Source organism: Streptomyces sp. NPDC049597 (assembly GCF_040675505.1).
In the GTDB taxonomy this organism is placed as follows: Bacteria; Actinomycetota; Actinomycetes; order Streptomycetales; family Streptomycetaceae; genus Streptomyces.
The window spans coordinates 143,979-165,254 of sequence record NZ_JBFAOY010000014.1; the positions used below are offsets into that span (position 1 = coordinate 143,979).

The 21,276-nt window shown below is 70.3% G+C and carries 22 protein-coding genes; 11 read left to right on the forward strand and 11 right to left on the reverse strand.

From position 1 onward, the window contains the following. Window positions 1-252: 252 nt before the first annotated feature. Complete coding sequence (locus AB0K02_RS18350; RefSeq protein ID WP_365993477.1) at window positions 253-1,464, reverse strand: NADP-dependent malic enzyme; 1,212 nt, start codon at window positions 1,462-1,464, stop codon at window positions 253-255. Window positions 1,465-1,987: 523 nt separating this feature from the next. On the opposite strand from AB0K02_RS18350, the gene AB0K02_RS18355 reads away from it, so the two are divergent. The 4 genes from AB0K02_RS18355 to AB0K02_RS18370 all read left to right on the forward strand — a co-directional run bounded on the left by AB0K02_RS18355 (window position 1,988) and on the right by AB0K02_RS18370 (window position 5,562). Continuing rightward, window positions 1,988-2,953 (forward strand): ABC transporter substrate-binding protein, encoded by a 966-nt coding sequence (locus tag AB0K02_RS18355; protein ID WP_365993478.1) that lies wholly within the window; start codon window positions 1,988-1,990, stop codon window positions 2,951-2,953. 43 nt (window positions 2,954-2,996) lie between these two features. Further along, a complete protein-coding gene (locus AB0K02_RS18360) occupies window positions 2,997-3,950 on the forward strand; it encodes an amino acid ABC transporter permease (RefSeq protein WP_365993479.1) in 954 nt (317 codons plus the stop codon). A 1-nt stretch (window position 3,951) separates the two neighbouring features. Then, complete coding sequence (locus tag AB0K02_RS18365) at window positions 3,952-4,713, forward strand: amino acid ABC transporter ATP-binding protein (protein ID WP_365993480.1); 762 nt, start codon at window positions 3,952-3,954, stop codon at window positions 4,711-4,713. Between the two features lie 234 nt (window positions 4,714-4,947). Next, window positions 4,948-5,562: a CGNR zinc finger domain-containing protein gene (locus AB0K02_RS18370; RefSeq protein ID WP_365993481.1), complete on the forward strand. Its 615-nt coding sequence runs from the start codon at window positions 4,948-4,950 to the stop codon at window positions 5,560-5,562. Here the strand turns inward: AB0K02_RS18370 and sodX are convergent. Beyond that, entirely contained in the window at window positions 5,481-5,906 is a 426-nt protein-coding gene (gene sodX, locus AB0K02_RS18375; protein ID WP_365993482.1) for a nickel-type superoxide dismutase maturation protease, read from the reverse strand. The genes AB0K02_RS18370 and sodX overlap by 82 nt on opposite strands. A gap of 149 nt (window positions 5,907-6,055) precedes the next feature. On the opposite strand from sodX, the gene sodN reads away from it, so the two are divergent. Next, window positions 6,056-6,451 (forward strand): superoxide dismutase, Ni, encoded by a 396-nt coding sequence (sodN, locus tag AB0K02_RS18380; protein WP_089511141.1) that lies wholly within the window; start codon window positions 6,056-6,058, stop codon window positions 6,449-6,451. A gap of 327 nt (window positions 6,452-6,778) precedes the next feature. Here the strand turns inward: sodN and AB0K02_RS18385 are convergent, their stop codons facing one another. From AB0K02_RS18385 to AB0K02_RS18395, 3 genes are all read right to left on the reverse strand, one after another. Further along, entirely contained in the window at window positions 6,779-7,222 is a 444-nt protein-coding gene (locus tag AB0K02_RS18385; RefSeq protein WP_365993483.1) for a DUF6304 family protein, read from the reverse strand. 84 nt (window positions 7,223-7,306) lie between these two features. Next, entirely contained in the window at window positions 7,307-7,543 is a 237-nt protein-coding gene (locus tag AB0K02_RS18390) for a hypothetical protein (protein ID WP_365993484.1), read from the reverse strand. A gap of 160 nt (window positions 7,544-7,703) precedes the next feature. Continuing rightward, window positions 7,704-9,122 (reverse strand): family 2B encapsulin nanocompartment shell protein, encoded by a 1,419-nt coding sequence (locus AB0K02_RS18395; RefSeq protein WP_365993485.1) that lies wholly within the window; start codon window positions 9,120-9,122, stop codon window positions 7,704-7,706. A gap of 146 nt (window positions 9,123-9,268) precedes the next feature. Between AB0K02_RS18395 and AB0K02_RS18400 the strand changes: the two genes are divergently transcribed. After that, window positions 9,269-10,222: a pyridoxal-phosphate dependent enzyme gene (locus AB0K02_RS18400; protein WP_365993486.1), complete on the forward strand. Its 954-nt coding sequence runs from the start codon at window positions 9,269-9,271 to the stop codon at window positions 10,220-10,222. Here AB0K02_RS18400 and AB0K02_RS18405 read toward each other — a convergent pair. Continuing rightward, window positions 10,204-11,799: a Na+/H+ antiporter gene (locus tag AB0K02_RS18405; RefSeq protein ID WP_365993487.1), complete on the reverse strand. Its 1,596-nt coding sequence runs from the start codon at window positions 11,797-11,799 to the stop codon at window positions 10,204-10,206. The genes AB0K02_RS18400 and AB0K02_RS18405 overlap by 19 nt on opposite strands. A gap of 43 nt (window positions 11,800-11,842) precedes the next feature. Between AB0K02_RS18405 and AB0K02_RS18410 the strand changes: the two genes are divergently transcribed. The 3 genes from AB0K02_RS18410 to AB0K02_RS18420 all read left to right on the forward strand — a co-directional run bounded on the left by AB0K02_RS18410 (window position 11,843) and on the right by AB0K02_RS18420 (window position 13,729). Further along, the gene (locus AB0K02_RS18410; RefSeq protein ID WP_365993488.1) at window positions 11,843-12,103 is read left to right on the forward strand and encodes a UBP-type zinc finger domain-containing protein; all 261 of its coding nucleotides are present in this window, start codon (window positions 11,843-11,845) and stop codon (window positions 12,101-12,103) included. A 244-nt stretch (window positions 12,104-12,347) separates the two neighbouring features. Then, window positions 12,348-12,761 carry an anti-sigma regulatory factor gene (locus tag AB0K02_RS18415; protein WP_018845530.1) on the forward strand — a complete coding sequence of 138 codons (414 nt, stop codon included), beginning with the start codon at window positions 12,348-12,350 and terminating at the stop codon, window positions 12,759-12,761. 23 nt (window positions 12,762-12,784) lie between these two features. After that, window positions 12,785-13,729, forward strand: a complete 945-nt coding sequence (locus AB0K02_RS18420) for an RNA polymerase sigma factor SigF (RefSeq protein WP_365993489.1) — start codon at window positions 12,785-12,787, stop codon at window positions 13,727-13,729. 42 nt (window positions 13,730-13,771) lie between these two features. Here the strand turns inward: AB0K02_RS18420 and AB0K02_RS18425 are convergent, their stop codons facing one another. Continuing rightward, entirely contained in the window at window positions 13,772-14,182 is a 411-nt protein-coding gene (locus tag AB0K02_RS18425; protein WP_365993490.1) for a hypothetical protein, read from the reverse strand. A 70-nt stretch (window positions 14,183-14,252) separates the two neighbouring features. Here AB0K02_RS18425 and AB0K02_RS18430 point away from each other — a divergent pair, with 70 nt between their 5' ends. Both AB0K02_RS18430 and AB0K02_RS18435 read left to right on the forward strand, forming a co-directional pair. Then, window positions 14,253-15,221, forward strand: coding sequence for a diacylglycerol kinase family protein (locus AB0K02_RS18430; protein ID WP_365993491.1), 969 nt, complete (start codon window positions 14,253-14,255; stop codon window positions 15,219-15,221). A gap of 318 nt (window positions 15,222-15,539) precedes the next feature. Further along, on the forward strand, window positions 15,540-15,797 hold the full coding sequence (locus AB0K02_RS18435; protein WP_003953983.1) for a WhiB family transcriptional regulator: 258 nt from the start codon (window positions 15,540-15,542) through the stop codon (window positions 15,795-15,797). Between the two features lie 198 nt (window positions 15,798-15,995). Here AB0K02_RS18435 and AB0K02_RS18440 read toward each other — a convergent pair whose 3' ends face one another. From AB0K02_RS18440 to AB0K02_RS18455, 4 genes are all read right to left on the reverse strand, one after another. Further along, entirely contained in the window at window positions 15,996-17,471 is a 1,476-nt protein-coding gene (locus AB0K02_RS18440) for a PAS domain-containing sensor histidine kinase (RefSeq protein ID WP_365993527.1), read from the reverse strand. A gap of 383 nt (window positions 17,472-17,854) precedes the next feature. Continuing rightward, complete coding sequence (locus AB0K02_RS18445) at window positions 17,855-19,402, reverse strand: glycoside hydrolase family 3 protein (RefSeq protein ID WP_365993492.1); 1,548 nt, start codon at window positions 19,400-19,402, stop codon at window positions 17,855-17,857. A gap of 9 nt (window positions 19,403-19,411) precedes the next feature. After that, window positions 19,412-20,278, reverse strand: coding sequence for a carbohydrate ABC transporter permease (locus AB0K02_RS18450; protein WP_365993493.1), 867 nt, complete (start codon window positions 20,276-20,278; stop codon window positions 19,412-19,414). Continuing rightward, complete coding sequence (locus AB0K02_RS18455) at window positions 20,275-21,270, reverse strand: sugar ABC transporter permease (RefSeq protein WP_365993494.1); 996 nt, start codon at window positions 21,268-21,270, stop codon at window positions 20,275-20,277. The genes AB0K02_RS18450 and AB0K02_RS18455 overlap by 4 nt, the downstream gene beginning before the upstream one ends. Between the last annotated feature and the right edge of the window lie 6 nt (window positions 21,271-21,276).

The following is a 21,276-nucleotide window of genomic DNA, read 5'->3' on the forward strand; positions in this document are numbered from 1 at the left end:
CGGGGCGCCCAAGACCCCGTCGACAGTCGATCGTGCTCGACTGCTCTCCCCCAGCTACCGCTGGGAGGTACCCCCACTCGCAGCCTCCGCGCGTTCTTACTTTCGACGGCGCCGCGCCCCTTCGGCTCACTCGCCCCTGTGCCTCACGCGCGTGGAAGGTGCCCCGCACCACCCGTTCGGCCCAGCCCCCGGACATGCGCGACGGGCCGCGGCCCACCCCCGCACGGGGTGACCGCGGCCCGTCGCGGCGCGTCAGCGCCGGGCGACACCCTCCGCGCGCGCGGCGGCGGCGACCGCCGCGGTGACCGCGGGGGCGACCCGCTCGTCGAACGGGGACGGGATCACGTAGTCGGCCGACAGGTCGTCACCGACCACGTCCGCCAGCGCGTTCGCCGCGGCGATCTTCATGCCCTCGGTGATGCGGGAGGCCCGCACCTGGAGCGCGCCCGCGAAGATGCCCGGGAACGCGAGGACGTTGTTGATCTGGTTCGGGTAGTCCGAACGGCCGGTGGCCACGACCGCCGCGTACTTGTGCGCGACGTCCGGGTGGACCTCCGGGTTGGGGTTGGCCATGGCGAACACGAACGCGTTCGGAGCCATCGACGCGACCGCTTCCTCCGGCACCGTGCCGCCCGAGACGCCGATGAAGACGTCCGCGCCGGCGAGCGCGGTCTCCAGGGAGCCCGACAGGCCCGCCCGGTTGGTGAGCTCGGCGAGCTCGCGCTTGACCGGGGTCAGGTCCTCGCGGTCACGGCTGACGATGCCCTTGCGGTCGGCGACCGCCACGTCCCCGAGCCCCGCCTCGAGCAGGAACTTCGCGATGGCCACACCGGCGGCGCCGGCGCCCGAGATGACCGCGCGCAGGTCGCCGAGCCCGCGGCCGGTCAGCTTGGCCGCGTTGCGCAGGGCCGCGAGGGTGACCACCGCGGTGCCGTGCTGGTCGTCGTGGAAGACGGGGATGTCGAGGCGCTCCTGGAGCTTGCGCTCGATCTCGAAGCACCGCGGCGCCGAGATGTCCTCCAGATTGACTCCGCCGAAGGACGGCGCGAGGCGCACGACGGTCTCGACGATCTCGTCCGTGTCCGTGGTGGCGAGGGCGATCGGAACCGCGTCCACGCCGCCGAACTGCTTGAAGAGGATCGCTTTGCCCTCCATGACCGGGAGGGACGCCTCCGGGCCGATGTCGCCGAGGCCGAGCACCGCGGTCCCGTCCGTCACGACGGCGACGACCTGGGACTTCCAGGTGTAGTCGTGAACGAGCTCGGGCTTCTCGGCGATAGCCGTGCACACCTTGGCGACACCAGGTGTGTACGCGAGGGACAGGTCGTCCTTGTTCCGCACCGGCACGGTGGCCTGGACGGCCATCTTGCCGCCGCGGTGCAGCGCGAAAGCCGGATCGAAGGGCTCGTCGGAACTCTCCGTGCCGGCGTTGTCGCTGCGAGGATTGACGATCTCCGCTGCCATTGTGGTTGACCCCTTAAGTCTTCATCAGTTGAGGGTGGCCGCTCCTGGTTGAGGAGGGGTGGGCGGGCACCGCGTCCGTCCGCTGCACCAGGCGGTTGGCCCGCCCCGGCAGAGGGTTCTCACGCACGCGCGGGCGCGCCGCACAACGCGCCCGTAGCCCCGGATGAGGGGTGTAAGGATCCTTCATACCGGACAGACCGCACCGCGGACGAGTCGGTAGCGGCGCGGTGACGTGGCTCATAGCTCCAAAACGGACAACTCAACCCTCTGTCATGTACCCGCTCAGATCAGGGAACGACGGGAGATCTTCCGGCCAGAGGGCGGTATACCAGCGAAAGGTCCGGCTCGATGCACCAGCGCGCTGAGGTTCGGGGGTTTCCCGTTATCCGATTTTGACATTCGCGCCCCCCTGAATGGGCCAGTCCGAATGGCAAGATGCCGAAAACACACAAGCTGGTGACACTCGAAGATGAGTGCACAGCTGCTCGTAACGCCCCTCTACACCTGCCGGAGGACCCCGATCATGACCGCAAGCTTCACCCGTCGTACGACTGCCGCCAGGTCCCGGATCGCCGCAGTCAGTGCGCTCGCGGTCGCCGGCGCGCTGGTGCTCACCGCCTGCGGTGACCAGACGAACTCCGGATCCGAGACCGCTCAGACCGAGGGCACCAAGTCCACGAGCGCCCCGCTCTTCGACAAGCTTCCGAAGAAGTACCAGGACTCCGGCGTGATCAAGGTCGGCACGGACGCCGCCTACGCCCCGATGGAGTACGAGGAGGGCGGAAAGATCGTCGGCATCGACCCCGACATCGCCGCCGCCATGGGCAAGGAGCTCGGCGTCCGGTTCGAGTTCACCAGCGGTACCTTCGACGGCCTGATCTCCTCGCTCAACACCGGCCGCCAGGACATCGTCATGTCCGCCATGAGCGACACGAAGGCCCGCCAGCAGGGCCTGGACGACAAGGGCAAGAAGACCGGCGAGGGCGTCGACTTCGTCGACTACTTCAACTCCGGCGTCTCGCTGCTCGTCAAGAAGGGCAACCCGGAGAACATCAAGTCCCTCGACGACCTGTGCGGCAAGAAGGTCGCCGTCCAGCGCGGCACGACCTACCACGACACGTTCAAGAAGCAGGCCACCAAGTGTGAGCAGGACAGCAAGGGCAAGCTCACCATCGAGGCGTTCGACACCGACGCCGAGGCCCAGACCCGTGTGAAGTCCGGTGGCGCCGTCGCCGACCTCAACGACTACCCGGTCGCCGCGCACATCGCGAAGACCGCGGGCGGCGGCAACGACTTCGAGGTCACGGGCGACCAGACCGAGGCCGGCCCCTTCGGCATCGCCGTCGACAAGGACAACACCCAGCTGCGCGACGCGCTCAAGGACGCCCTGAACGCGATCATCAAGAACGGCGAGTACGCGAAGGTCCTGGAGAAGTGGGACGTCAAGGACAGCGCCGTGACCGAGGCGACCATCAACGCCGGTCAGTGACCCGACGTACCAGCCTCAAGCGTTCCACTGAAGGGCAGTCACTGTGACTGACAAGTTCGACAAGACACCCGCCGACGGGCCACCCGCGACGACGGCGGTCGACAAGGGGGACTACACGCCCCCTGAGCAGATCAAGGCCATCCCGGTCAGGCACTGGGGCCGCTGGATCAGCGGTGTGGTCGTCGTGGTCCTGCTGGGCACGCTCGCCTACTCGTTCTCCCAGGGCGACGTCACCTGGGGGACGGTCGGCGACCTCATCTTCGACGACCGGATCGTCACCGGCATGGGCCGCACGCTGCTGATCAGCGTGCTGTCGATGCTGATCGGTCTGATCCTGGGCATCGTCTTCGCGGTCATGCGGCTGTCGAAGAACCCGGTGACCGGTGCGGTGGCCTGGCTGTACATCTGGTTCTTCCGCGGCACCCCCGTGTATGTGCAGCTCCTGCTGTGGTTCAACCTCGCCCTGATCTTCCCCATCCTCAACCTTGGGTTCTACAAGGACGAGATGGTCGACGTGATGACCCCGTTCATGGTCGCGCTGCTCGGCCTGGGCCTGAACGAGGGCGCGTACATGGCCGAGATCGTCCGGGCCGGCATCCAGTCGGTCGACGAGGGCCAGACCGAGGCCGCGCACGCGCTGGGCATGTCCAGCGGCAAGACCATGCGGCGCATCGTTCTCCCGCAGGCGATGCGGGTGATCGTGCCGCCGACCGGCAACGAGTTCATCAACCTCCTGAAGACCTCGTCCCTGGTATCCGCGGTCCAGTACACCGAGCTGCTGCGCGCCGCGCAGAACATCGGCTCCACATCGTTCGCGATCATGGAGACCCTGCTGGTGGCCTCGGTCTGGTACCTGGCCCTGACCAGCGTGTTCAGCGTCGGCCAGTACTACGTCGAGCGGTACTACGCCCGCGGCTCGCTGCGGCAGCTGCCGCCGACACCCTGGCAGAGGGTCAAGGCCAATCTGCTGTCCCGCAACAGCCCCAGGGGGGTGTGACATGACCGCCATGGTGAAGGCCGAGGGCGTCCACAAGTCCTACGGTTCCGCGCACATCCTTCGCGGCATCGACCTCGAGGTCGCACCCCGCGAGGTGTTCTGCCTGGTCGGCCCGTCCGGCTCCGGCAAGTCCACCTTCCTGCGGTGCATCAACCACCTGGAGAAGATCAACGCCGGCCGGCTGTCGGTCGACGGCCACCTGGTCGGCTACCGGCAGAAGGGCGACAAGCTCTACGAGCTGAAGGACAGCGAGGTCGCGGCCCAGCGCCGGGACATCGGCATGGTCTTCCAGCGCTTCAACCTGTTCCCCCACATGACCGCGCTCGCCAACGTCATGGAGGCGCCGATCCAGGTCAAGGGCGAGACCAAGGCCGTCGCCCGGGAGCGGGCCGAGCGGCTGCTCGACCGGGTCGGGCTCGCCGACAAGGCCGGGAACTACCCCTCGCAGCTCTCCGGCGGCCAGCAGCAGCGCGTCGCCATCGCCCGTGCGCTGGCGATGGAGCCGAAGCTGATGCTCTTCGACGAGCCGACCTCGGCCCTCGACCCGGAGCTCGTGGGTGACGTCCTCGACGTCATGCGCGGCCTCGCCGAGGACGGCATGACGATGGTCGTCGTGACGCACGAGATGGGCTTCGCGCGTGAGGTCGGCGACTCGCTGGTCTTCATGGACGGCGGCGTGGTGGTCGAGTCCGGCCACCCGCGCGACGTCCTGACGAACCCGCAGCACGAGCGCACGAAGTCGTTTCTGTCGAAGGTCCTGTAGGCGTGCAGCGCGAGAGGGGCGGTACGGACCCGAGGTCCGTACCGCCCCTCTCCGTGTCCCGTACGTCCGGGGCCACGGGGTGTGCGCCAGGGCGGCCGTCCAGGCGCGGTCGGCGCGCCGGGTCGAGGTCGGCGCCCGCGCTCGTCCAGACCACCGGAACCCTCCCGTCCGTAATACCCTCGAAGCAACAGCAGCCGTTACGCCGACACGAGCCCGTCGCGGTAAGGAATACAAGTGGAACTGGCCTATTACTCGGACTACGCCGTACGCCTGGTCAACACCGAGGAGCCGGGCCGCAACAAGGACTCGCTCACCTCGGTCGAGGCCGTCCGGGACCTGTTCGGGCCCTCGACGCAGGCCGCGCGCCGCGCCACGGACTCGGACGTCACGCGCTTCCGCTCGGTACGCGCCCGGCTGCGCGCCGTCTTCGCCGCGGCGGACGCGGGCGAGGAGACCCAGGCGGTCGACCTGCTCAACTCGCTGCTGCTGGAGTTCCCGGTCAGCCCGCAGATCTCCGGACACGATCACCGGGACGAGGACGGCCGGCCCAAGTGGCACATGCACCTCGCCGACCACCCGTCGAACGCGACCGCGGGATACGCGGCCATCGCGGCGATGGGCCTCGCCTTCCACCTGACCGAGTACGGGGTCGACCGCCTCGGCCTGTGCCAGGCGGCCCCCTGCCGCAACGCCTACCTGGACACCTCGACCAACCGCTCGCGCCGCTACTGCTCGGACCGCTGCGCCACCCGCGCCAACGTGGCGGCCTACCGCGCCCGCAAGCGCCTGGAGAACGAGCGGTCGGCGAGCACCAGCCGGACCGCCGAGAGGGCCCAGGACCCCACGTAGAAGGGCGTGCGCCGACGCCCGGGCAGCATGGGCCGGTAACGGGCGTACACCCGCGCGAGAACCAGCTCGTCCGGCACGGCGCCGAACGCGCGGCTGTCCACGACCTCGGCGTCCGGATTGTCCCCGAGGACCCACCAGCCGCCGTCACGCCGCTCGATCAGCCGCTTCACGATGAGCAGGTCCTGCTGCAGGGGATGACGCAGTACGGCCACGTGCCCCGGCCGCACCTCGGCGCCGTTGTGCACGAGCAGCTGGTCGCCGTGCCACAGAGTCGGATACATGGAACGGCCGGTCACCTCGGCGATGCCGAACGGCGCTCTCGCCTGCTGCCCCTGCTCACTCATCGGCCACCTCCGGGTCCACCGTACGTTCCGCCACCCGTCCCATGGTGACCCCGGACTTTTGTCCTAAGCCCCTGGGGGCACTCGCGAAAACCGGTCCGCCACGGAGTAATCTCCCACCTGAGAAGACGATCACGAGGAAGGACAGCTCCATGCTCTCCCGCCTGTTTGCCCCCAAGGTGAAGGTCAGCGCTCACTGCGACCTGCCCTGCGGTGTCTACGACCCGGCCCAGGCCCGCATCGAGGCGGAGTCGGTCAAGGCCGTCCAGGAGAAGTACCAGGCCAACGAGGACCCGCACTTCCGCGCCCGCGCCACGGTCATCAAGGAGCAGCGCGCGGAGCTCGCCAAGCACCACGTGTCGGTGCTGTGGAGCGACTACTTCAAGCCCCCGCACTTCGAGAAGTACCCGGAGCTGCACCAGCTGGTGAACGACGCGCTGAAGGCCCTGTCGGCCGCCAAGGCGTCGACCGACCCGGCGACGGGCCAGAAGGCCCTGGACTACATCGCCCAGATCGACAAGATCTTCTGGGAGACCAAGAAGGCCTGACCCGGCCCGGGCTGCCCGACCCGTACGTCCGCGGGTCCCCTCGCCCACCCGACCGCACCCGGTCCGTCCCTGACGGACCGGGTGCGGTCGGTTTCCCGCACCGGTCGGCCGGATCGTCCCTGCCGACCGCCCTGCCGGTGAACCGGCGCGCCCGCGCCCGGCGTTCACCGGACACGGGCCCACCGGTCGCTTCGGACGCGGGCGGCGACGATGAGCAGGCAGGGGCAACTCCCCTCCCTGTACGCCGTCAGGACGGCTGCTCGATGCCGGTCGCCGTCGCCGTCGCCGACTGGACGCGGAGCTTCCGATGCGAGTCGGTCTGCGCGCTCAGGCCTGGGCCGGCTCGCGGCTGCCGAGCGCGGCGCCCGGCGGCAACTGGCCCCGGATCCGCCCGAGCGCCTCGTCGAAATCGCCGTCCGCGACGCCCGCTTCGTACGCGGCGCCGCCGCAGTGGAGCGTCAGGTTGAGCTCCGCCCGGTCGGGCCCGGCGCCGTCCCGCGCGGGCTCGCCCAGGGTCAGCAGGCAGCTCAGCGTGGCCTGCTGCACGCCCCCGTCGGCATGGACGGGCAGCGGCATGTCCCATTCCAGTACGCAGGAGGACAGCACGCCGCCCCCGCCCTCCGCCCGTAGCGCGGCGAACGTCGCGCCCTCGTACTCAACACCTCTGATGCGCGTGCGCATATGGCCGTCGGCCGCGGTTATGGTGACCGCTTCCGCACCGGCCCGGTCGCGGTACCAGCCCGCCCAGACCTCAGTCGACTCCGATGACATGCGCGGACTGTAGCGCTAGGCCGTTCACCGGCGCGCAAGAGGTGCCGCTTCACGCCGGGGGGCGTGCGCTGTGGACCGCGCGGCTCAGGTCTGACCGACCTCTTCGCCGGACGGGCCCTCTCCGGAGGCGCCGCCGTCCTTGTCGACGTTCAGGGGACAGTCGGGGTTGCGGCAGGGCCCGGGCTCCCAGACCGGAACGAACGCCCCGAGCGTCTTGTGCCGCTTGACGACCGTGCCGACAGGCCGACCGCAGGCAGGGCAGACGGGCTCGTCCTGCGAACGGCTCGGGACGCGATGCGAACCATGTCCTTCACTGTCCATATGGCCAGAATATGCCGCTACGGGGGCCTCGGACAGCTGGGCGGAGCCGTCCGGAAGCCCCTCGCACACCTCCGCGTGACCGGCCCCGGACGACGCCCCCGGCCTCTCCACCGCGGCACGGGGGTGCGCGCAGGGGCGCGCACCCCCGTGCCGCACAGGGTCAGCGCCAGCGGCTCACCTCCACGTTCTCCAGGACTCCGAGGGCGTCGGGGACGAGGACCGCTGCGGAGTAGTAGGCCGTGACCAGGTACGAGATGATCGCCTGCTCGTCGATGCCCATGAAGCGCACGGACAGGCTGGGCTCGATCTCGTCCGGGATGCCGGTCTGGTGCAGCCCGATGACGCCCTGGTCGGCCTCGCCCGTACGCATGCAGATGATGGACGTGGTGCGGGCGTCCGAGATCGGGATCTTGTTGCACGGGAAGATCGGCACGCCGCGCCAGGCCGGCACCTGGTGACCGCCGATCTCGACGCTGCCCGGGACCAGCCCCCGCTTGTTGCACTCGCGGCCGAATGCGGCGATCGCTCGCGGGTGGGCGAGGAACAGCTTCGAACCGCGCCGCCGCGACAGCAGCTCGTCCATGTCGTCCGGGCTCGGCACACCGTCGTGCGGCTGCAGGCGCTGGCCGTAGTCGCAGTTGTTCAGCAGGCCGAAGTCGCGGTTGTTGACGAGCTCGTGCTCCTGGCGCTCGCGCAGCGCCTCGACGGTCAGCCGCAACTGCTGCTCGGTCTGGTTCATCGGCTGGTTGTAGAGGTCGGCGACGCGGCTGTGCACCTTCAGCACGGTCTGCGCGACGCTCAGTTCGTACTCGCGCGGAGCCGCGTCGTAGTCGACGTAGGTGTGCGGGACGACGGCCTCGCCGACATGTCCGGCGGACAGGTCGATCGCCGCCTCGCCGTACCTGTTGGTCCGCTGCCGGGGCAGCGCGGCGACGGTCGCCAGATGCGTGCGCAACGACTCCGAGCGGTCGGCCAGGTTGAGCACGTCGTCCCTGGTCAGCACGAGCACGGTGCAGGCCGTCGCCGCGCGCGCCGTGTACCGCCAGACGGCCTCGCGGTCCATGAGTGACTGATCGCCGAAGTACGCCCCGTCCGCGAGGACTTCGACCACGGCCTCGTCCCCGTAGGGGCCCTCGCCGATCTGCTCGACCCGGCCGTGCGCCAGCAGGTAGACCCGGTCCGCCGCCTCCCCGCCGGTGGCCAGCACCTCCCCGGGCGCGAACTCCCGCTGATCGCACCGCCGTGCCAGCTCCGCGAGCGCGGCCTCGTCGCCGAAGTCGCGCAGCGCCGGCAACTCCCCCAGCTCAGCCGGGATGACCGCGACCTGACCGCCGGTCTGCACGAACGTCACCCTGCCGTCGCCGACCGAGTAGCTCAGACGGCGGTTCACGCGGTACGTGCCGCCCTGCACCTGCACCCAGGGCAGCATGCGCAGCAGCCACCGGGAGGTGATCTCCTGCATCTGCGGGGCGGACTTGGTGGTGGTCGCGAGATTCCGCGCGGCGGCGGTGCCGAGACTCTGCTGCGGCCCCTGCTCGCGCACGTCCTCACCGACGGAACCTACCGAACCGACCGTCATGCGACTCCTCCCGATCATGGGTCTGACCTGCGAGACGAGTCTTTCAGCACAGTCGGTCAGCACACCATTACACAAATGAGTGGGACTGCATCACCGCGACCGGGGCAGTGGCCGGATCGGCTCGTACACCCGGCGACAATGAGGAGGTGAACCGGGAGACGTCCGACCTCGCCGCCGTGCTGCGGCCCCGGCTGCCCTCACCGCTGCAGCCGGTGGCGGACGAGCGTTTCGCCAGGCACGGAGTGCGGCTGCTGCTCAAGCGCGACGACCTGATCCACCCCGACCTGCCCGGCAACAAGTGGCGCAAGCTCGCTCCGAATCTGCGCGCCGCCGCCGGCCGGCCGGTGCTGACCTTCGGCGGCGCCTACTCCAACCACCTGCGGGCCACGGCCGCGGCGGGACGCCTGCTCGGCTTCCCCACGATCGGTGTCGTACGGGGTGACGAACTGGCCACGCGCCCGCTGAACCCGTCCCTGCGCCGCTGTGCGGCCGACGGCATGCGCCTGCTGTTCGCCGACCGCGCCGCCTACCGAGCCAAGGGGAACCCCGACGTGCTCGCGCGGTTCCTCCGCACCGCCGGCGTCGGGGCCGACGACGTGTACGTGGTCCCCGAGGGCGGCAGCAACGCCCTCGCCGCGCAGGGCTGCGCGGAGCTCGGCCGGGAACTGCGCGACCACGCCGACCGCGCCGGGGACGTCGATGTCGTGGCCGTCGCCTGCGGCACGGGCGGCACGCTCGCCGGTCTCGCCGCCGGCCTCGGGCCGGGCCGGCGCGCCATCGGCTTCCCCGTCCTGCGCGGCGGCTTCCTCGGCGAGGCGATACGCGCCCTGCAGCAGGAGGCGTTCGGCGGCCCGGCCGGTGACTGGTCCCTCGACGACCGCTTCCACTTCGGCGGGTACGCCCGCACGAGCCCCGTACTCGACGCGTTCGCCCGGGACTTCGGGGAGCGGCACGGGCTGCCCGTGGAACGCGTCTACGTCGCCAAGGCGCTCTACGGACTGAGCGTGCTCGCCGCCGAGGGCGCCTTCCCCGCCGGCAGCACGGTCGTCGCCGTGGTCACCGGCCGGGAGGACGGGTCGGATCAGGCCTCCTCGCGGTAGGCGGCGGCCTCCTCCAGGTCCAGCCGGCGCAGCAGCGTGCGCATCATCTCGTCGTCGATCCGGCGCCGGTTGCGCAGCTCGACGAAGACGTCCCGCTCCGCGGCGATCATCTCCCGCGCGAGGCGGCGGTAGGTGTCGTCGGCCGACTCCCCGGTGACCTCGTTGACCGTGCCGAGCCGCTCCCACACGGCGTTGCGCCGGCGCTCCAGCACGGTGCGCAGCCGGTCGGCCAGCGGTTGGGGCAGCGCGTTGCGCTCGTCGGCCAGCAACGCCTCCAGTCTCCGTTCGGCGGCCGCGGACGCCTCGCTCTGGGCCTGGGCCTCGGCCAGCGTCTCGGCGTACGCGTCCCGTCCGGGCAGCTTCACCGCGCGGATCAGCGAGGGGAGGGTCAGGCCCTGCACCACGAGGGTGCCGATGACGGTGGTGAAGGTGAGGAACAGGACGAGGTTGCGGGCGGGGAACGCCTCGCCGTCCGCGGTCGTCAGCGGGATGGAGAACGCGATCGCGAGCGACACCACGCCGCGCATGCCGGCCCAGCCGACGACCAGTGGGGCGGTCCAGGTGGTGTCCGGCTCCCGCTCCCTGATCCGCCTGGACGCCATGCGGGGCAGGAAGGTCGCCGGGTAGACCCAGACGAACCGTACGACCACGACGGTGACGAACACCCCGGCGGCGTACCAGAGCGCCTCCCCGACGCCGTATTCCCCGAGGTCCTCCACCACGATCGCGAGCTGCAGCCCGATCAGCGCGAAGACGACGGACTCCAGGATGAAGGAGACCATCTTCCACACCGCCTCCTCCTGGAGCCGGGTCGCGAAGTCGACCTGCGAGGAGTGGTGGCCCAGGTAGAGCGCGACGACGACGACCGCGAGCACGCCGGACGCGTGGACCTGCTCGGCGGCGGCGTAGGCGATGAACGGGATGAGCAGGGACAGCGTGTTCTGCAGGAGCGCTTCCCTCAGGTGCGTGCGCAGCCAGTGGATCGGGATCATCAGGACCAGTCCCACGCCGATGCCGCCGAGCGAGGCGAGCGCGAACTCCCCGATGCCTCCGGCCCAGCTCGCGCCCTCGCCGATCGCGGCGGCGAGCGCCACCTTGTACGCGGTGATCGCGGTCGCGTCGTTCACCAGGGATTCACCCTGGAGGATCGTGGTGATGCGGCTGGGCAGTCCGAGCCTGCGGGCGATGGCGGTGGCGGCGACCGCGTCCGGCGGTGCGACGACCGCGCCGAGCACGAGCGCGGCGGTCAGCGGCAGGTCGGGCACGAAGAGGTAGGCGAGGTAGCCCACGGCCAGCGTGGCGAAGAGGACGTAGCCGACGGAGAGCAGCGCGACCGGGCGGATGTTGGCGCGCAGGTCGAGGTAGGAGCTGTCCAGGGCGGCGGTGTGCAGCAGCGGGGGGAGCAGCAGCGGCAGCACGATGTGCGGGTCGAGGTGGTAGGCGGGGACGCCCGGCACGTACGAGGCGATCAGTCCCACCGCGACCAGCAGCAGCGGTGCCGGGACCGGTGTCCGGCGGGCGGCGCCCGCGACCGCGGCGCTCGCCGCGATGAGTCCTACCAGTTGCAATGCGTCCATCACACCGACCTCGTATCGTCAGCCGCGTCGTAACCTGGCAATCATGAGCGAGTGTCCCCATGTAGCAGAACTGCCACGGCCCGAGCCGGTGCCGCTGAGCGAGACCTGCCCGGAGTGCCTGGCGGCGGGCAGCCACCCGGTCCAGCTGCGGCTGTGCCTGGTGTGCGGCCACGTGGGATGCTGCGACTCGTCCCCGCTGAAACACGCGAGCTCGCACTTCCGCGACACGGCGCACGCGGTGATGCGCAGCTTCGAGCCGGGGCAGGCGTGGCGGTGGTGCTTTGTCGACGGTTCGATCGTCTGACGGCTGGGTACGTCAACCATCCCCCGGTTCCGCGCAATTGGGCGGCGCAGACCTCTAGCCACTGTCCGTGCTCATGTGCTTACCATGAGTGACAGCCATCGGCGCGGGGGTCCCGGCGACACGGCACCATGGATCGCGATAGCGTCGCCAGACCAGTACCGGCTACGTAATCGACTACGTACCGCATGGCCGCGGGTGCTTCACCCGCGGCCCAGAAAGAGCTTGTGCCACCTTGGAGGTGAGGGTGTCCCAGATCGCAGGCGAGCCCGGGACTCAGGACTTCGTGGAAGTCCGGCTGCCGGCTGCGGGTGCCTACCTGTCCGTGTTGCGTACGGCCACGGCCGGTCTCGCAGCGCGCTTGGACTTCACCCTCGACGAGATCGAGGATCTGCGGATCGCGGTCGACGAGGCGTGCGCGATCCTGCTCCAGCAGGCCGTTCCCGGGTCGGTCCTGAGCTGCGTGTTCCGGCTCGTCGACGACTCGCTGGAAGTGACGGTCTCGGCGCCCACGACCGACGGCCGCGCCCCGGAGCGCGACACGTTCGCCTGGACGGTGCTCTCGGCACTGGCCGGCAAGGTCGACTCGTCGGTCGCCGACGACCGTACTGTCTCCATCAGCCTGTACAAACAGCGCGGCGCGGGACCCGGGCCGGCGTGAGCAACGGAAACGGGGATGGTCCGATGCGGGAGGACGAGGAGCGTGCCCCCAGGGTGCTGAGCGCGTCGGCCGGCATCCCGGAGCAGCATGCGCGGCCGCACCCGGTGGTGGACGAGCCCGACGGCCGGACGGCCTCGGCGGAGCAGGCGCGGGCAGATCAGGCGGACCGTATGAGCGAGCACGAGCACGGCCACGAGCGGCATCACCACGACGCCCACGACCGCAGTGGGGCACGGGCGATGTTCGTGGAGCTGCGCAAGCTGCCCGAGGGTGCTCCCGAGCGGGCGGAGCTGCGCAACCAGCTCGTGCGGATGCACCTGCCGCTCGTCGAGCATCTGGCGCGGCGCTTCCGCAACCGCGGCGAGCCGCTGGACGACCTCACGCAGGTCGCCACGATCGGCCTGATCAAGTCGGTGGACCGGTTCGACCCGGACCGCGGCGTCGAGTTCTCGACGTACGCGACCCCGACGGTGGTGGGCGAGATCAAGCGCCACTTCCGCGACAAGGGCTGGGCGGTACGGGTGCCGCGCCGGCTCCAGGAACTGCGGCTCGCCCTGACCACGGCCACGGCGGAGCTCTCCCAGCTGCACGGCCGCTCTCCGACGGTCCACGAGCTGGCCGAGCGCCTGGGCATCTCGGAGGAGGAGGTCCTGGAGGGTCTGGAGTCGGCGAACGCGTACTCCACGCTGTCCCTGGACGTCCCCGACACGGACGACGAGTCGCCCGCGGTGGCGGACACGCTCGGCGCGGAGGACGAGGCGCTGGAGGGCGTCGAGTACCGCGAGTCGCTGAAGCCGCTGCTGGAGGACCTGCCGCCGCGGGAGAAGCGCATCCTGCTGCTCCGCTTCTTCGGCAACATGACACAGTCGCAGATCGCGCAGGAGGTCGGCATCTCGCAGATGCACGTCTCACGGCTGCTGGCCCGGACGCTGGCGCAGCTGCGGGAGAAACTGCTCGTCGAGGAGTAGCGGGGCGGGCCGCGCCCACGGGCGTGGCCCGCGCCGTGCGCGTCAGTCGCGGGCCGCGCCGATGCCCAGCGCCCGGGCCGTGGCCGGATTGACCAGCAGCACGAGGCCCGTCACCGCCACCGCCGCCAGCACGATGCCCAGCGGGATCAGGCCGCCTGAGGCGCGCAGCAGGGTCCACGCCGGGATGAGGGCGATCAGCTGCGTGATGATCGCGGGGCCCCGGCTCCAGGAGCGGCGGCGCAGCAGCCCGCGGGCGGCGAGCAGCGGGATCACGGCGAGCGCGATCAGCGTCACACCGCCCGTCTCGGCCTGCGAGGGGCTGTCGGGCCGGCCCAGCAGGCCCATCACGAGCATGTAGACGCCTCCGGCGGCGAGCGCCAGCCCCTCGGCGGCGCACACGGCGGCCGCGGCCGTCAGGCGGGCGGGGCGGGGGGTGGTGTCGTCACTGCTCACCCCTGCAGGGTAGCCGTCGCCCTCCACCCGGGGCTGGGCCAGGTACCCCCCGGTAGGTACGCTGCATCGCATGCGCGCACTTCTCGTGGTCAATCCGGCAGCAACCACCACCAGTGCCCGCACACGCGACGTGCTGATCCACGCGCTCGCGAGCGAGATGAAGCTCGAGGCGGTGTCCACCGAGTACCGCGGCCACGCCCGTGACCTCGGCCGCCGGGCCGCGGAGTCCGACGACATCGACCTCGTCGTGGCGCTCGGCGGCGACGGCACGGTCAACGAGGTCGTGAACGGTCTGCTGCACAACGGCCCCCATCCCGAGGGCCTGCCCCGCCTCGCCGTCGTGCCCGGCGGCTCCACGAACGTCTTCGCCCGGGCCCTCGGCCTGCCGAACGACGCGGTCGAGGCGACGGGCGCGATCCTCGACGCCCTGCGCGACCGGACCGAGCGGACGGTCGGTCTGGGCCTGGCCGCCGGGACGCCCGGGACCGAGGACGAGGGGGTGCCGCAGCGCTGGTTCACCTTCTGCGCCGGGTTCGGGTTCGACGCGGGTGTCGTCGGCCGGGTCGAACAGCAGAGGGAACGCGGCAGGCGCTCCACGCACGCGCTCTACATCCGTCAGGTGCTGCGCCAGTTCCTCGACGAGCCGCACCGCCGGCACGGCGCGATCACGCTGGAGCAGCCCGGGGAGGACCCGGTGACGGACCTGGTGCTGTCCATAGTCTGCAACACCTCCCCCTGGACCTACCTGGGCAATCGTCCCGTGTACGCGTCCCCGAAGGCCTCCTTCGACACCGCTCTCGACGTGCTCGGGCTCTCGAAGCTCTCGACGCCGGCCGTCGCCCGTTACGCGACCCAGCTGCTGACCTCGAGCCCCGAGCGCGGCCCGCACGGCAAGCACGCCCTCACCCTCCATGATCAGACCGACTTCACCTTGCATTCCAAGGTGCCGCTGCCCTTCCAGATGGACGGCGACCACCTGGGGCTGCGCACGAGCGTGACGTTCACAGGCGTACGCCGTGCACTGCGTGTGATTGTGTGAGCAGAACGCGCGAAAGTCCTTTATCTCGAACGTATGGGCTGCCATCCACCCCATAGAAGTACGGCTGTGACCTAGTCGACACCGAGGAATCAAAAAAAACTTTCCGGAAGGGGTTGTATCCGCCGCCGAGGTTTGCGAATCTCTACATGGCGATCGGGACGGCCCGAAACAACGGCCCCACAGACCGCCGGAACCCCTCCACGAATCCAGGACCCAGCGCCGGGCAACTGGCGATCGGCCCTTCCCTTGCGGGGGGATTCGTGAAAGCGTTCACATTCACAAGCAACCCGCATGTCATATCAAGGAGAGGTAGCAGCCATGGACTGGCGTCACAACGCCGTTTGCCGCGAGGAAGACCCCGAGCTCTTCTTCCCCATCGGCAACACCGGTCCTGCGCTGCTGCAGATCGAGGAAGCCAAGGCCGTCTGCCGCCGCTGCCCCGTCATGGAGCAGTGCCTGCAGTGGGCGCTCGAGTCCGGCCAGGACTCCGGCGTCTGGGGTGGCCTCAGCGAGGACGAGCGTCGCGCCATGAAGCGCCGTGCCGCTCGCAACCGGGCGCGTAACGCCAGCGCCTGACGCCCCCTGCTACGAGCCTGAGCCGGCGGCGCGTGCAGCGAGCACGCACTCTCCCCCTGGGCTACGCCCGGGAGGTGCCCCCCCCCGCCTTCGAGCCGCAGCGCGCAGTACCCCCGATGCGCATCGCGAATGCGAGCAACGAGCTTCGAGCCCCGGACCGTGTGACACGGTCCGGGGCTCTTCGCTGTGCACAGGGGCCTAGCGTTTGTCGGGGACGGGGATGTCGAGGACGACGCGGGTGCCGCGGGAGGGCTCCGGGACCGGCACCATGTCGAAGGTGCCTCCCAGCTCGCCCTCGACCAGGGTCCGCACGATCTGGAGCCCCAGGTTGCCGGCGCTCTTGGGGTCGAATCCCTCGGGCAGACCCCGGCCGTCGTCCTGGACGGTGATCAGCAGTCGGGCCTTCTCCGCGCGGCTGTCGCCGCGGACCGCCGACACCTCCACCGAGCCGTGCTCGCCCGGCGCGAAGGCGTGTTCCAGGGCGTTCTGCAGGATCTCGGTGAGCACCATGGACAGCGGGGTCGCGGTCTCGGCGTCCAGGATGCCGAAGCGGCCGGTGCGCCGGCATTCGACCTTGCCCGGGGAGATCTCGGCGACCATCGCGATCACCCGGTCGGCGATCTCGTCGAACTGGACGCGCTCATCCAGATTCTGGGACAGCGTCTCATGGACGATCGCGATCGAACCGACGCGCCGGACCGCCTCGTTGAGTGCCTCACGGCCCCGCACGGAGTCCATGCGCCGGGCCTGGAGCCGCAACAGGGCGGCCACCGTCTGAAGGTTGTTCTTCACCCGGTGGTGGATCTCCCGGATGGTCGCGTCCTTGGTGATCAACTCGCGCTCGCGCCGCCGCAGTTCCGTGACGTCCCGCAGGAGGACCAGGGAACCGATGCGTACGCCCTTGGGCTTGAGCGGGATGGCGCGCAGCTGGATGACGCCGCCGTTGCCCTCGACCTCGAACTCGCGGGGCGCGTAGCCGCTGGCCAGCTTGACCAGCGCCTCGTCGACGGGGCCGCGGGAGGGGGCCAGTTCGGCGGTGATCTGGCCGAGGTGCTGCCCGACGAGGTCGGAGGCGAGACCGAGCCGGTGGTAGGCGGACAGGCCGTTGGGGCTCGCGTACTGGACGACTCCGTCGGCGTCGAGCCGGATCAGACCGTCGCCCACGCGCGGCGAGGCGTCCATCTCGACCTGCTCGCCGGGGTAGGGGAAGGCGCCTGCCGCGATCATCTGGGCGAGGTCGGAGGCGGACTGGAGGTAGGTGAGCTCCAGTCGCGACGGCGTGCGCACGGTGAGCAGATTGGTGTTGCGGGCGATGACGCCGAGGACGCGGCCCTCCCGGCGCACCGGGATCGACTCGACCCGTACGGGCACCTCCTCGCGCCACTCCGGGTCGCCCTCGCGCACGATCCGGCCCTCGTCGAGCGCGGCGTCGAGCAGGGGCCTGCGGCCGCGGGGCACGAGGTGGCCGACCATGTCGTCCTGGTAGGAGGTCGGGCCCGTGTTGGGCCGCATCTGGGCGACGGACACGTAGCGGGTGCCGTCTCGGGTGGGGACCCACAGGACGAGGTCGGCGAAGGACAGGTCGGAGAGCAGCTGCCACTCCGAGACCAGCAGATGGAGCCACTCGAGGTCGGACTCACTCAGAGCGGTGTGCTGGTGGACGAGGTCGTTCATGGAGGGCACGTCTGCGAGGGTACCCGCGGGCCGCGGCGCCGTGACGGGACCCTCAACCCGTCCGGCACCGCAGCCCGGAGTCGCCCGGCCGGCAGGTGTGCGGTCCCGCTCGGCCGTGTGGAGGTCTCGGCGCAGTCAGGGCAGAGAGTGCCGGGGACCTCGTTCCACCCTCCTGTGCGGGGAGGGCGGAGGCTTGTTTCCGTTCATTCTGGACTAGACCACTAGGGCTGTCCATGCACCAGCCGAGTTTAGTTCCCGCGCCATACTTATGCACCGGTCAAAAGGGACGGCCTGTGGTTCGATGCGTCTGCGTGGCCTTCGCCGGCGCCCGGGGCGCATCCGGGTCCTGGGCGCTCGCCCGGCACAGCACGGTCGCGCCGCGGTCAGATCCCGGCCGCCTCGCCCGTGATGATCTCGGCGGCGGCGCGTCCGCAGACGCGGGCCGCGCCACGGGTCGCGATGTGCACGGCCCCTCTCGGCGGTGCCGCGTCGACGCCCATCTCGACCACGACCGTGTCGGGGCGGGCCTCGATCAGGGCGTCCAGGGCGGCTGCCATCCAGGGGTGGCGGTGGACGTCGCGCACCACAGCGACGATCCTGCGGTCCGCCGCAGCGGCCAGCACATCTGCCACCACAGCGGACGTTCCGGCCTCCCTCGTGCAGATGCCGGTCGTGGTGCCGGGCAGCAGTGCCGAGAGTTCGGCCGCGACGCCCCAGGGCGTCTCGTCCCCGACGGCGATGTTGGCGACCGGCGTGAAGGCGGCGACGTGGGGAGCGGCGGTGACAGGTCCGCAGGGCCGCTCCCCGGGAGTGACCCGCACCGCGCGCCGTGCGGCGACCAGACCGATCTCGGTGCCGGAGCCGGGCGCGGTCCCCTCCTGTGAAGCCGCGCCCGGCTCTGCTGCAGCCCCCCTGGCCCGGCGCGTCCAGGCGGCGAGGGCGCGCACGCGCGCCGCCGCGTCGGCCAGCCGCTCCTCGGGCAGGTCGCCGTCCCGTACCGCCGTCACGAGCGCGTCGCGCAGCCGCAGTACGGTCTCCTCGTCGGCCAGGCCGCCGCCGACGCAGATCGCGTCGGCTCCGGCGGCGATCGCGAGGACCGAGCCGCGCTCGATGCCGTACGTGGACGAGATGGCCTGCATCTCCATGCCGTCCGTGACGATCAGGCCCTGGTAGCCCAGCTCTTCGCGCAGCAGACCGGTGAGGATCTGCGGGCTCAGGGTCGCGGGACGGTTCGGGTCGAGCGCGGGCAGCAGGATATGCGCGCTCATCACCGCTTTGGAACCCGCCGCGATCGCCGCGCGGAAAGGCACCAGCTCACGGGCGTGCAGTGTGGCGAGGTCCACATCGATCCGGGGCAGCGCGTGGTGTGAATCGACGTTGGTGTCGCCGTGTCCGGGGAAGTGCTTCGTGCAGGCGGCGACTCCGGCGGACTGGAGCCCTTGGACATACGCCACGGTGTGCCGGGCGACGAGTTCCGTGCCGGCGCCGAAGGACCGCACACCGATGACCGGATTATCCGGGTTCGAGTTGATGTCGGCGGACGGCGCCCAGTTGAGGTCGACGCCGCACTCGGCGAGTCGCCGGCCCAGCTCACGGGCCACGGCCCGGGTGAGCTCCACGTCGTCCACCGAGCCGAGCGCGTAGTTGCCGGGGAAGGACGAACCGGTGCGGACCTCCAGCCGGGTGACGTCACCGCCCTCCTCGTCGACGGCGACGAGGAGGTCCTCGCGCTCGGCCCGCAACCGGGCGGTGAGGGCGGCCAGCTGACCGGGCGTCGCGATGTTGCGGCCGAACAGTCCGACGGAGGACAGCCCTTCGCCGATCCTGCGCAGCAGCCAGTCCGGCGCGGTGGTGCCGGTGAAGCCCGGCTGGAGGACGGTGAGGGCGTCGCGGGTGAGGGTGTCGGATGATCCCCGTACGAGAGTCGTCATGAGGCGGCGTTATCCCTTCACTGCGCCTGAGGTGAGTCCCGCCGCCATCTTCTTCTGGATGACCATGAAGAAGGCCACGACGGGAATGGCGATGAGCGTCGAGGCGGCCATCAGCGCGCCGTAGTCCACACCGCGCGAGGTGGTGAAGTTCGCCAGCCACACGTTGAGGGTGTACTTGTCGTTGTCCTGTAGCACGATGTAGGCGAGCAGGTACTCGTTCCAGGCGTTGATCAGCGAGTAGATGGACGCGGCGGCCAGTCCCGGTGCGAGCAGCGGGAAGACGACACGCCAGAAGGCGCCCATCTGGCTGCAGCCGTCGACCATCGCGGACTCCTCCAGCTCCTTCGGGATGTTGATCACGAAGCCGCGGATCATCCAGGTCGCGAACGGCAGCGTGGAGACGAGGTAGATGACGATGACGCCCCAGTACTCGTTGAGCGCGCCCAGGTCGTTGAGCTGGAGGTAGATCGGGATGAGCATGGCCGTCGGCGGCAGCAGCTGCACCAGGATCAGCACGATCATGAAGAGCTTGCGGCCGGCGAACCGGAAGCGGCCTATGGCGTACGCCGCGATGGTCGCCATCACCATCGCGCCGACGACCGCGGTGACGCAGACGATGAGGCTGGACTGGACGGCGGTGCCGAAGTTGGCCTGGTCCATGGCACGGCCGAAGTTGTCGAACGTGATCGACGACGGCCACAGGGTCTGGTCGTAGCTGCGGATCTCGGCGTTCGGGCGCAGGGCGCTGATGACCAGCCAGTACACCGGGAAGATCATGACCGCAAAGGTCAGCAGCCCGACGGCGTTGTAGACGTGCCGGCTCTTCTTCCTGCGGTCGGGGCGGATTGCCTTCGGGGCGGAGCTGAGCGCGCTCACTCGACCTCTCCGATCTTGAGCAGCTGGCGCAGGTAGTAGACGGCCACGCCGGACAGCAGGAGCACCGTGATCAGGGAGATCGCGGCGCCCTGGCTGAAGGAGTTGGACTCGAAGGCCTTGTTGAAGGCGTAGAGGCCGAGCACCTCGTACTCGGGCTCGGGCTTGGTGCCGCGCATCAGCCAGACCTGGCCGAGGACATTGAAGTCCCAGATGACGGACAGGGTGGCCACCATCTGGAACACCGGCTTGATGACCGGGAAGACCACGTAGCGGAAGTTGCCGAACGCGCCCACGCCGTCGATGGACGCGGCCTCCTCCAGCTCCTTGGGGACCTGGGTGAGCGCGGCGTACAGCGTGACGGCGACGAAGGGGACGGCGCCCCAGACCACCACGGCTCCGATGACGAGGAAGCCCTGCCTGTGGTCGAGGAACCAGTTGTGGCCCTGGAAGTCCAGTCCCAGGTACTTCGACAGGACCATGTTGGCGACGCCGTAGTCCGAGTCGGCGAACCAGCGGAAGATCGATGCCGCCACCATCAGCGGGATCGACCAGGCGGCGATCAGCGCCGCGGTCAGCAGCAGCCGCGCCCAGGTCGACATGCGCTGCATCATCAGCGAGATCGCGAGGCCGGCCGCGAGCGTGGTGACCACACAGGCGGCCATGAACACGACGGTGAGGACGACCGAGTCCCAGAAGGCGCCGTCCCGGAAGATGCCGGTGAACTGCTCGAAGCCGACCCAGGGGGCCGGTTCACCGGTCCACAGCTCCTTGCGGCCGACGTCCTGGAAGGACATGACCGCCGTCTTGACCAGCGGCCACACGAAGACCGCGGCGATCGCGAGGATGGTCGGGCCGATGAGCAGGTACGGCAGCAGGGGACGCGCCCTGCGGGGCCCGGGTGCCTGACCCTTCGGCTGCGGGGTGCCGGGCCCCTGCGGGTGCCGCGCTACGGGCACCACCGGGTCGGCTGCTTTGATGTCGGCGGCACTCATGGGTGC

Coding starts and splice junctions, on each gene's coding strand:
- AB0K02_RS18350 (WP_365993477.1), bottom strand. CDS start 1,464: ATGGCAGCGGAGATCGTCAATCCTCGCAGCGACAACGCCGGCACGGAG.
- AB0K02_RS18355 (WP_365993478.1), top strand. CDS start 1,988: ATGACCGCAAGCTTCACCCGTCGTACGACTGCCGCCAGGTCCCGGATC.
- AB0K02_RS18365 (WP_365993480.1), top strand. CDS start 3,952: ATGACCGCCATGGTGAAGGCCGAGGGCGTCCACAAGTCCTACGGTTCC.
- sodX (WP_365993482.1), bottom strand. CDS start 5,906: ATGAGTGAGCAGGGGCAGCAGGCGAGAGCGCCGTTCGGCATCGCCGAG.
- sodN (WP_089511141.1), top strand. CDS start 6,056: ATGCTCTCCCGCCTGTTTGCCCCCAAGGTGAAGGTCAGCGCTCACTGC.
- AB0K02_RS18385 (WP_365993483.1), bottom strand. CDS start 7,222: ATGTCATCGGAGTCGACTGAGGTCTGGGCGGGCTGGTACCGCGACCGG.
- AB0K02_RS18390 (WP_365993484.1), bottom strand. CDS start 7,543: ATGGACAGTGAAGGACATGGTTCGCATCGCGTCCCGAGCCGTTCGCAG.
- AB0K02_RS18395 (WP_365993485.1), bottom strand. CDS start 9,122: ATGACGGTCGGTTCGGTAGGTTCCGTCGGTGAGGACGTGCGCGAGCAG.
- AB0K02_RS18405 (WP_365993487.1), bottom strand. CDS start 11,799: ATGGACGCATTGCAACTGGTAGGACTCATCGCGGCGAGCGCCGCGGTC.
- AB0K02_RS18410 (WP_365993488.1), top strand. CDS start 11,843: ATGAGCGAGTGTCCCCATGTAGCAGAACTGCCACGGCCCGAGCCGGTG.
- AB0K02_RS18420 (WP_365993489.1), top strand. CDS start 12,785: ATGCGGGAGGACGAGGAGCGTGCCCCCAGGGTGCTGAGCGCGTCGGCC.
- AB0K02_RS18430 (WP_365993491.1), top strand. CDS start 14,253: ATGCGCGCACTTCTCGTGGTCAATCCGGCAGCAACCACCACCAGTGCC.
- AB0K02_RS18435 (WP_003953983.1), top strand. CDS start 15,540: ATGGACTGGCGTCACAACGCCGTTTGCCGCGAGGAAGACCCCGAGCTC.
- AB0K02_RS18440 (WP_365993527.1), bottom strand. CDS start 17,471: ATGAACGACCTCGTCCACCAGCACACCGCTCTGAGTGAGTCCGACCTC.
- AB0K02_RS18445 (WP_365993492.1), bottom strand. CDS start 19,402: ATGACGACTCTCGTACGGGGATCATCCGACACCCTCACCCGCGACGCC.
- AB0K02_RS18455 (WP_365993494.1), bottom strand. CDS start 21,270: ATGAGTGCCGCCGACATCAAAGCAGCCGACCCGGTGGTGCCCGTAGCG.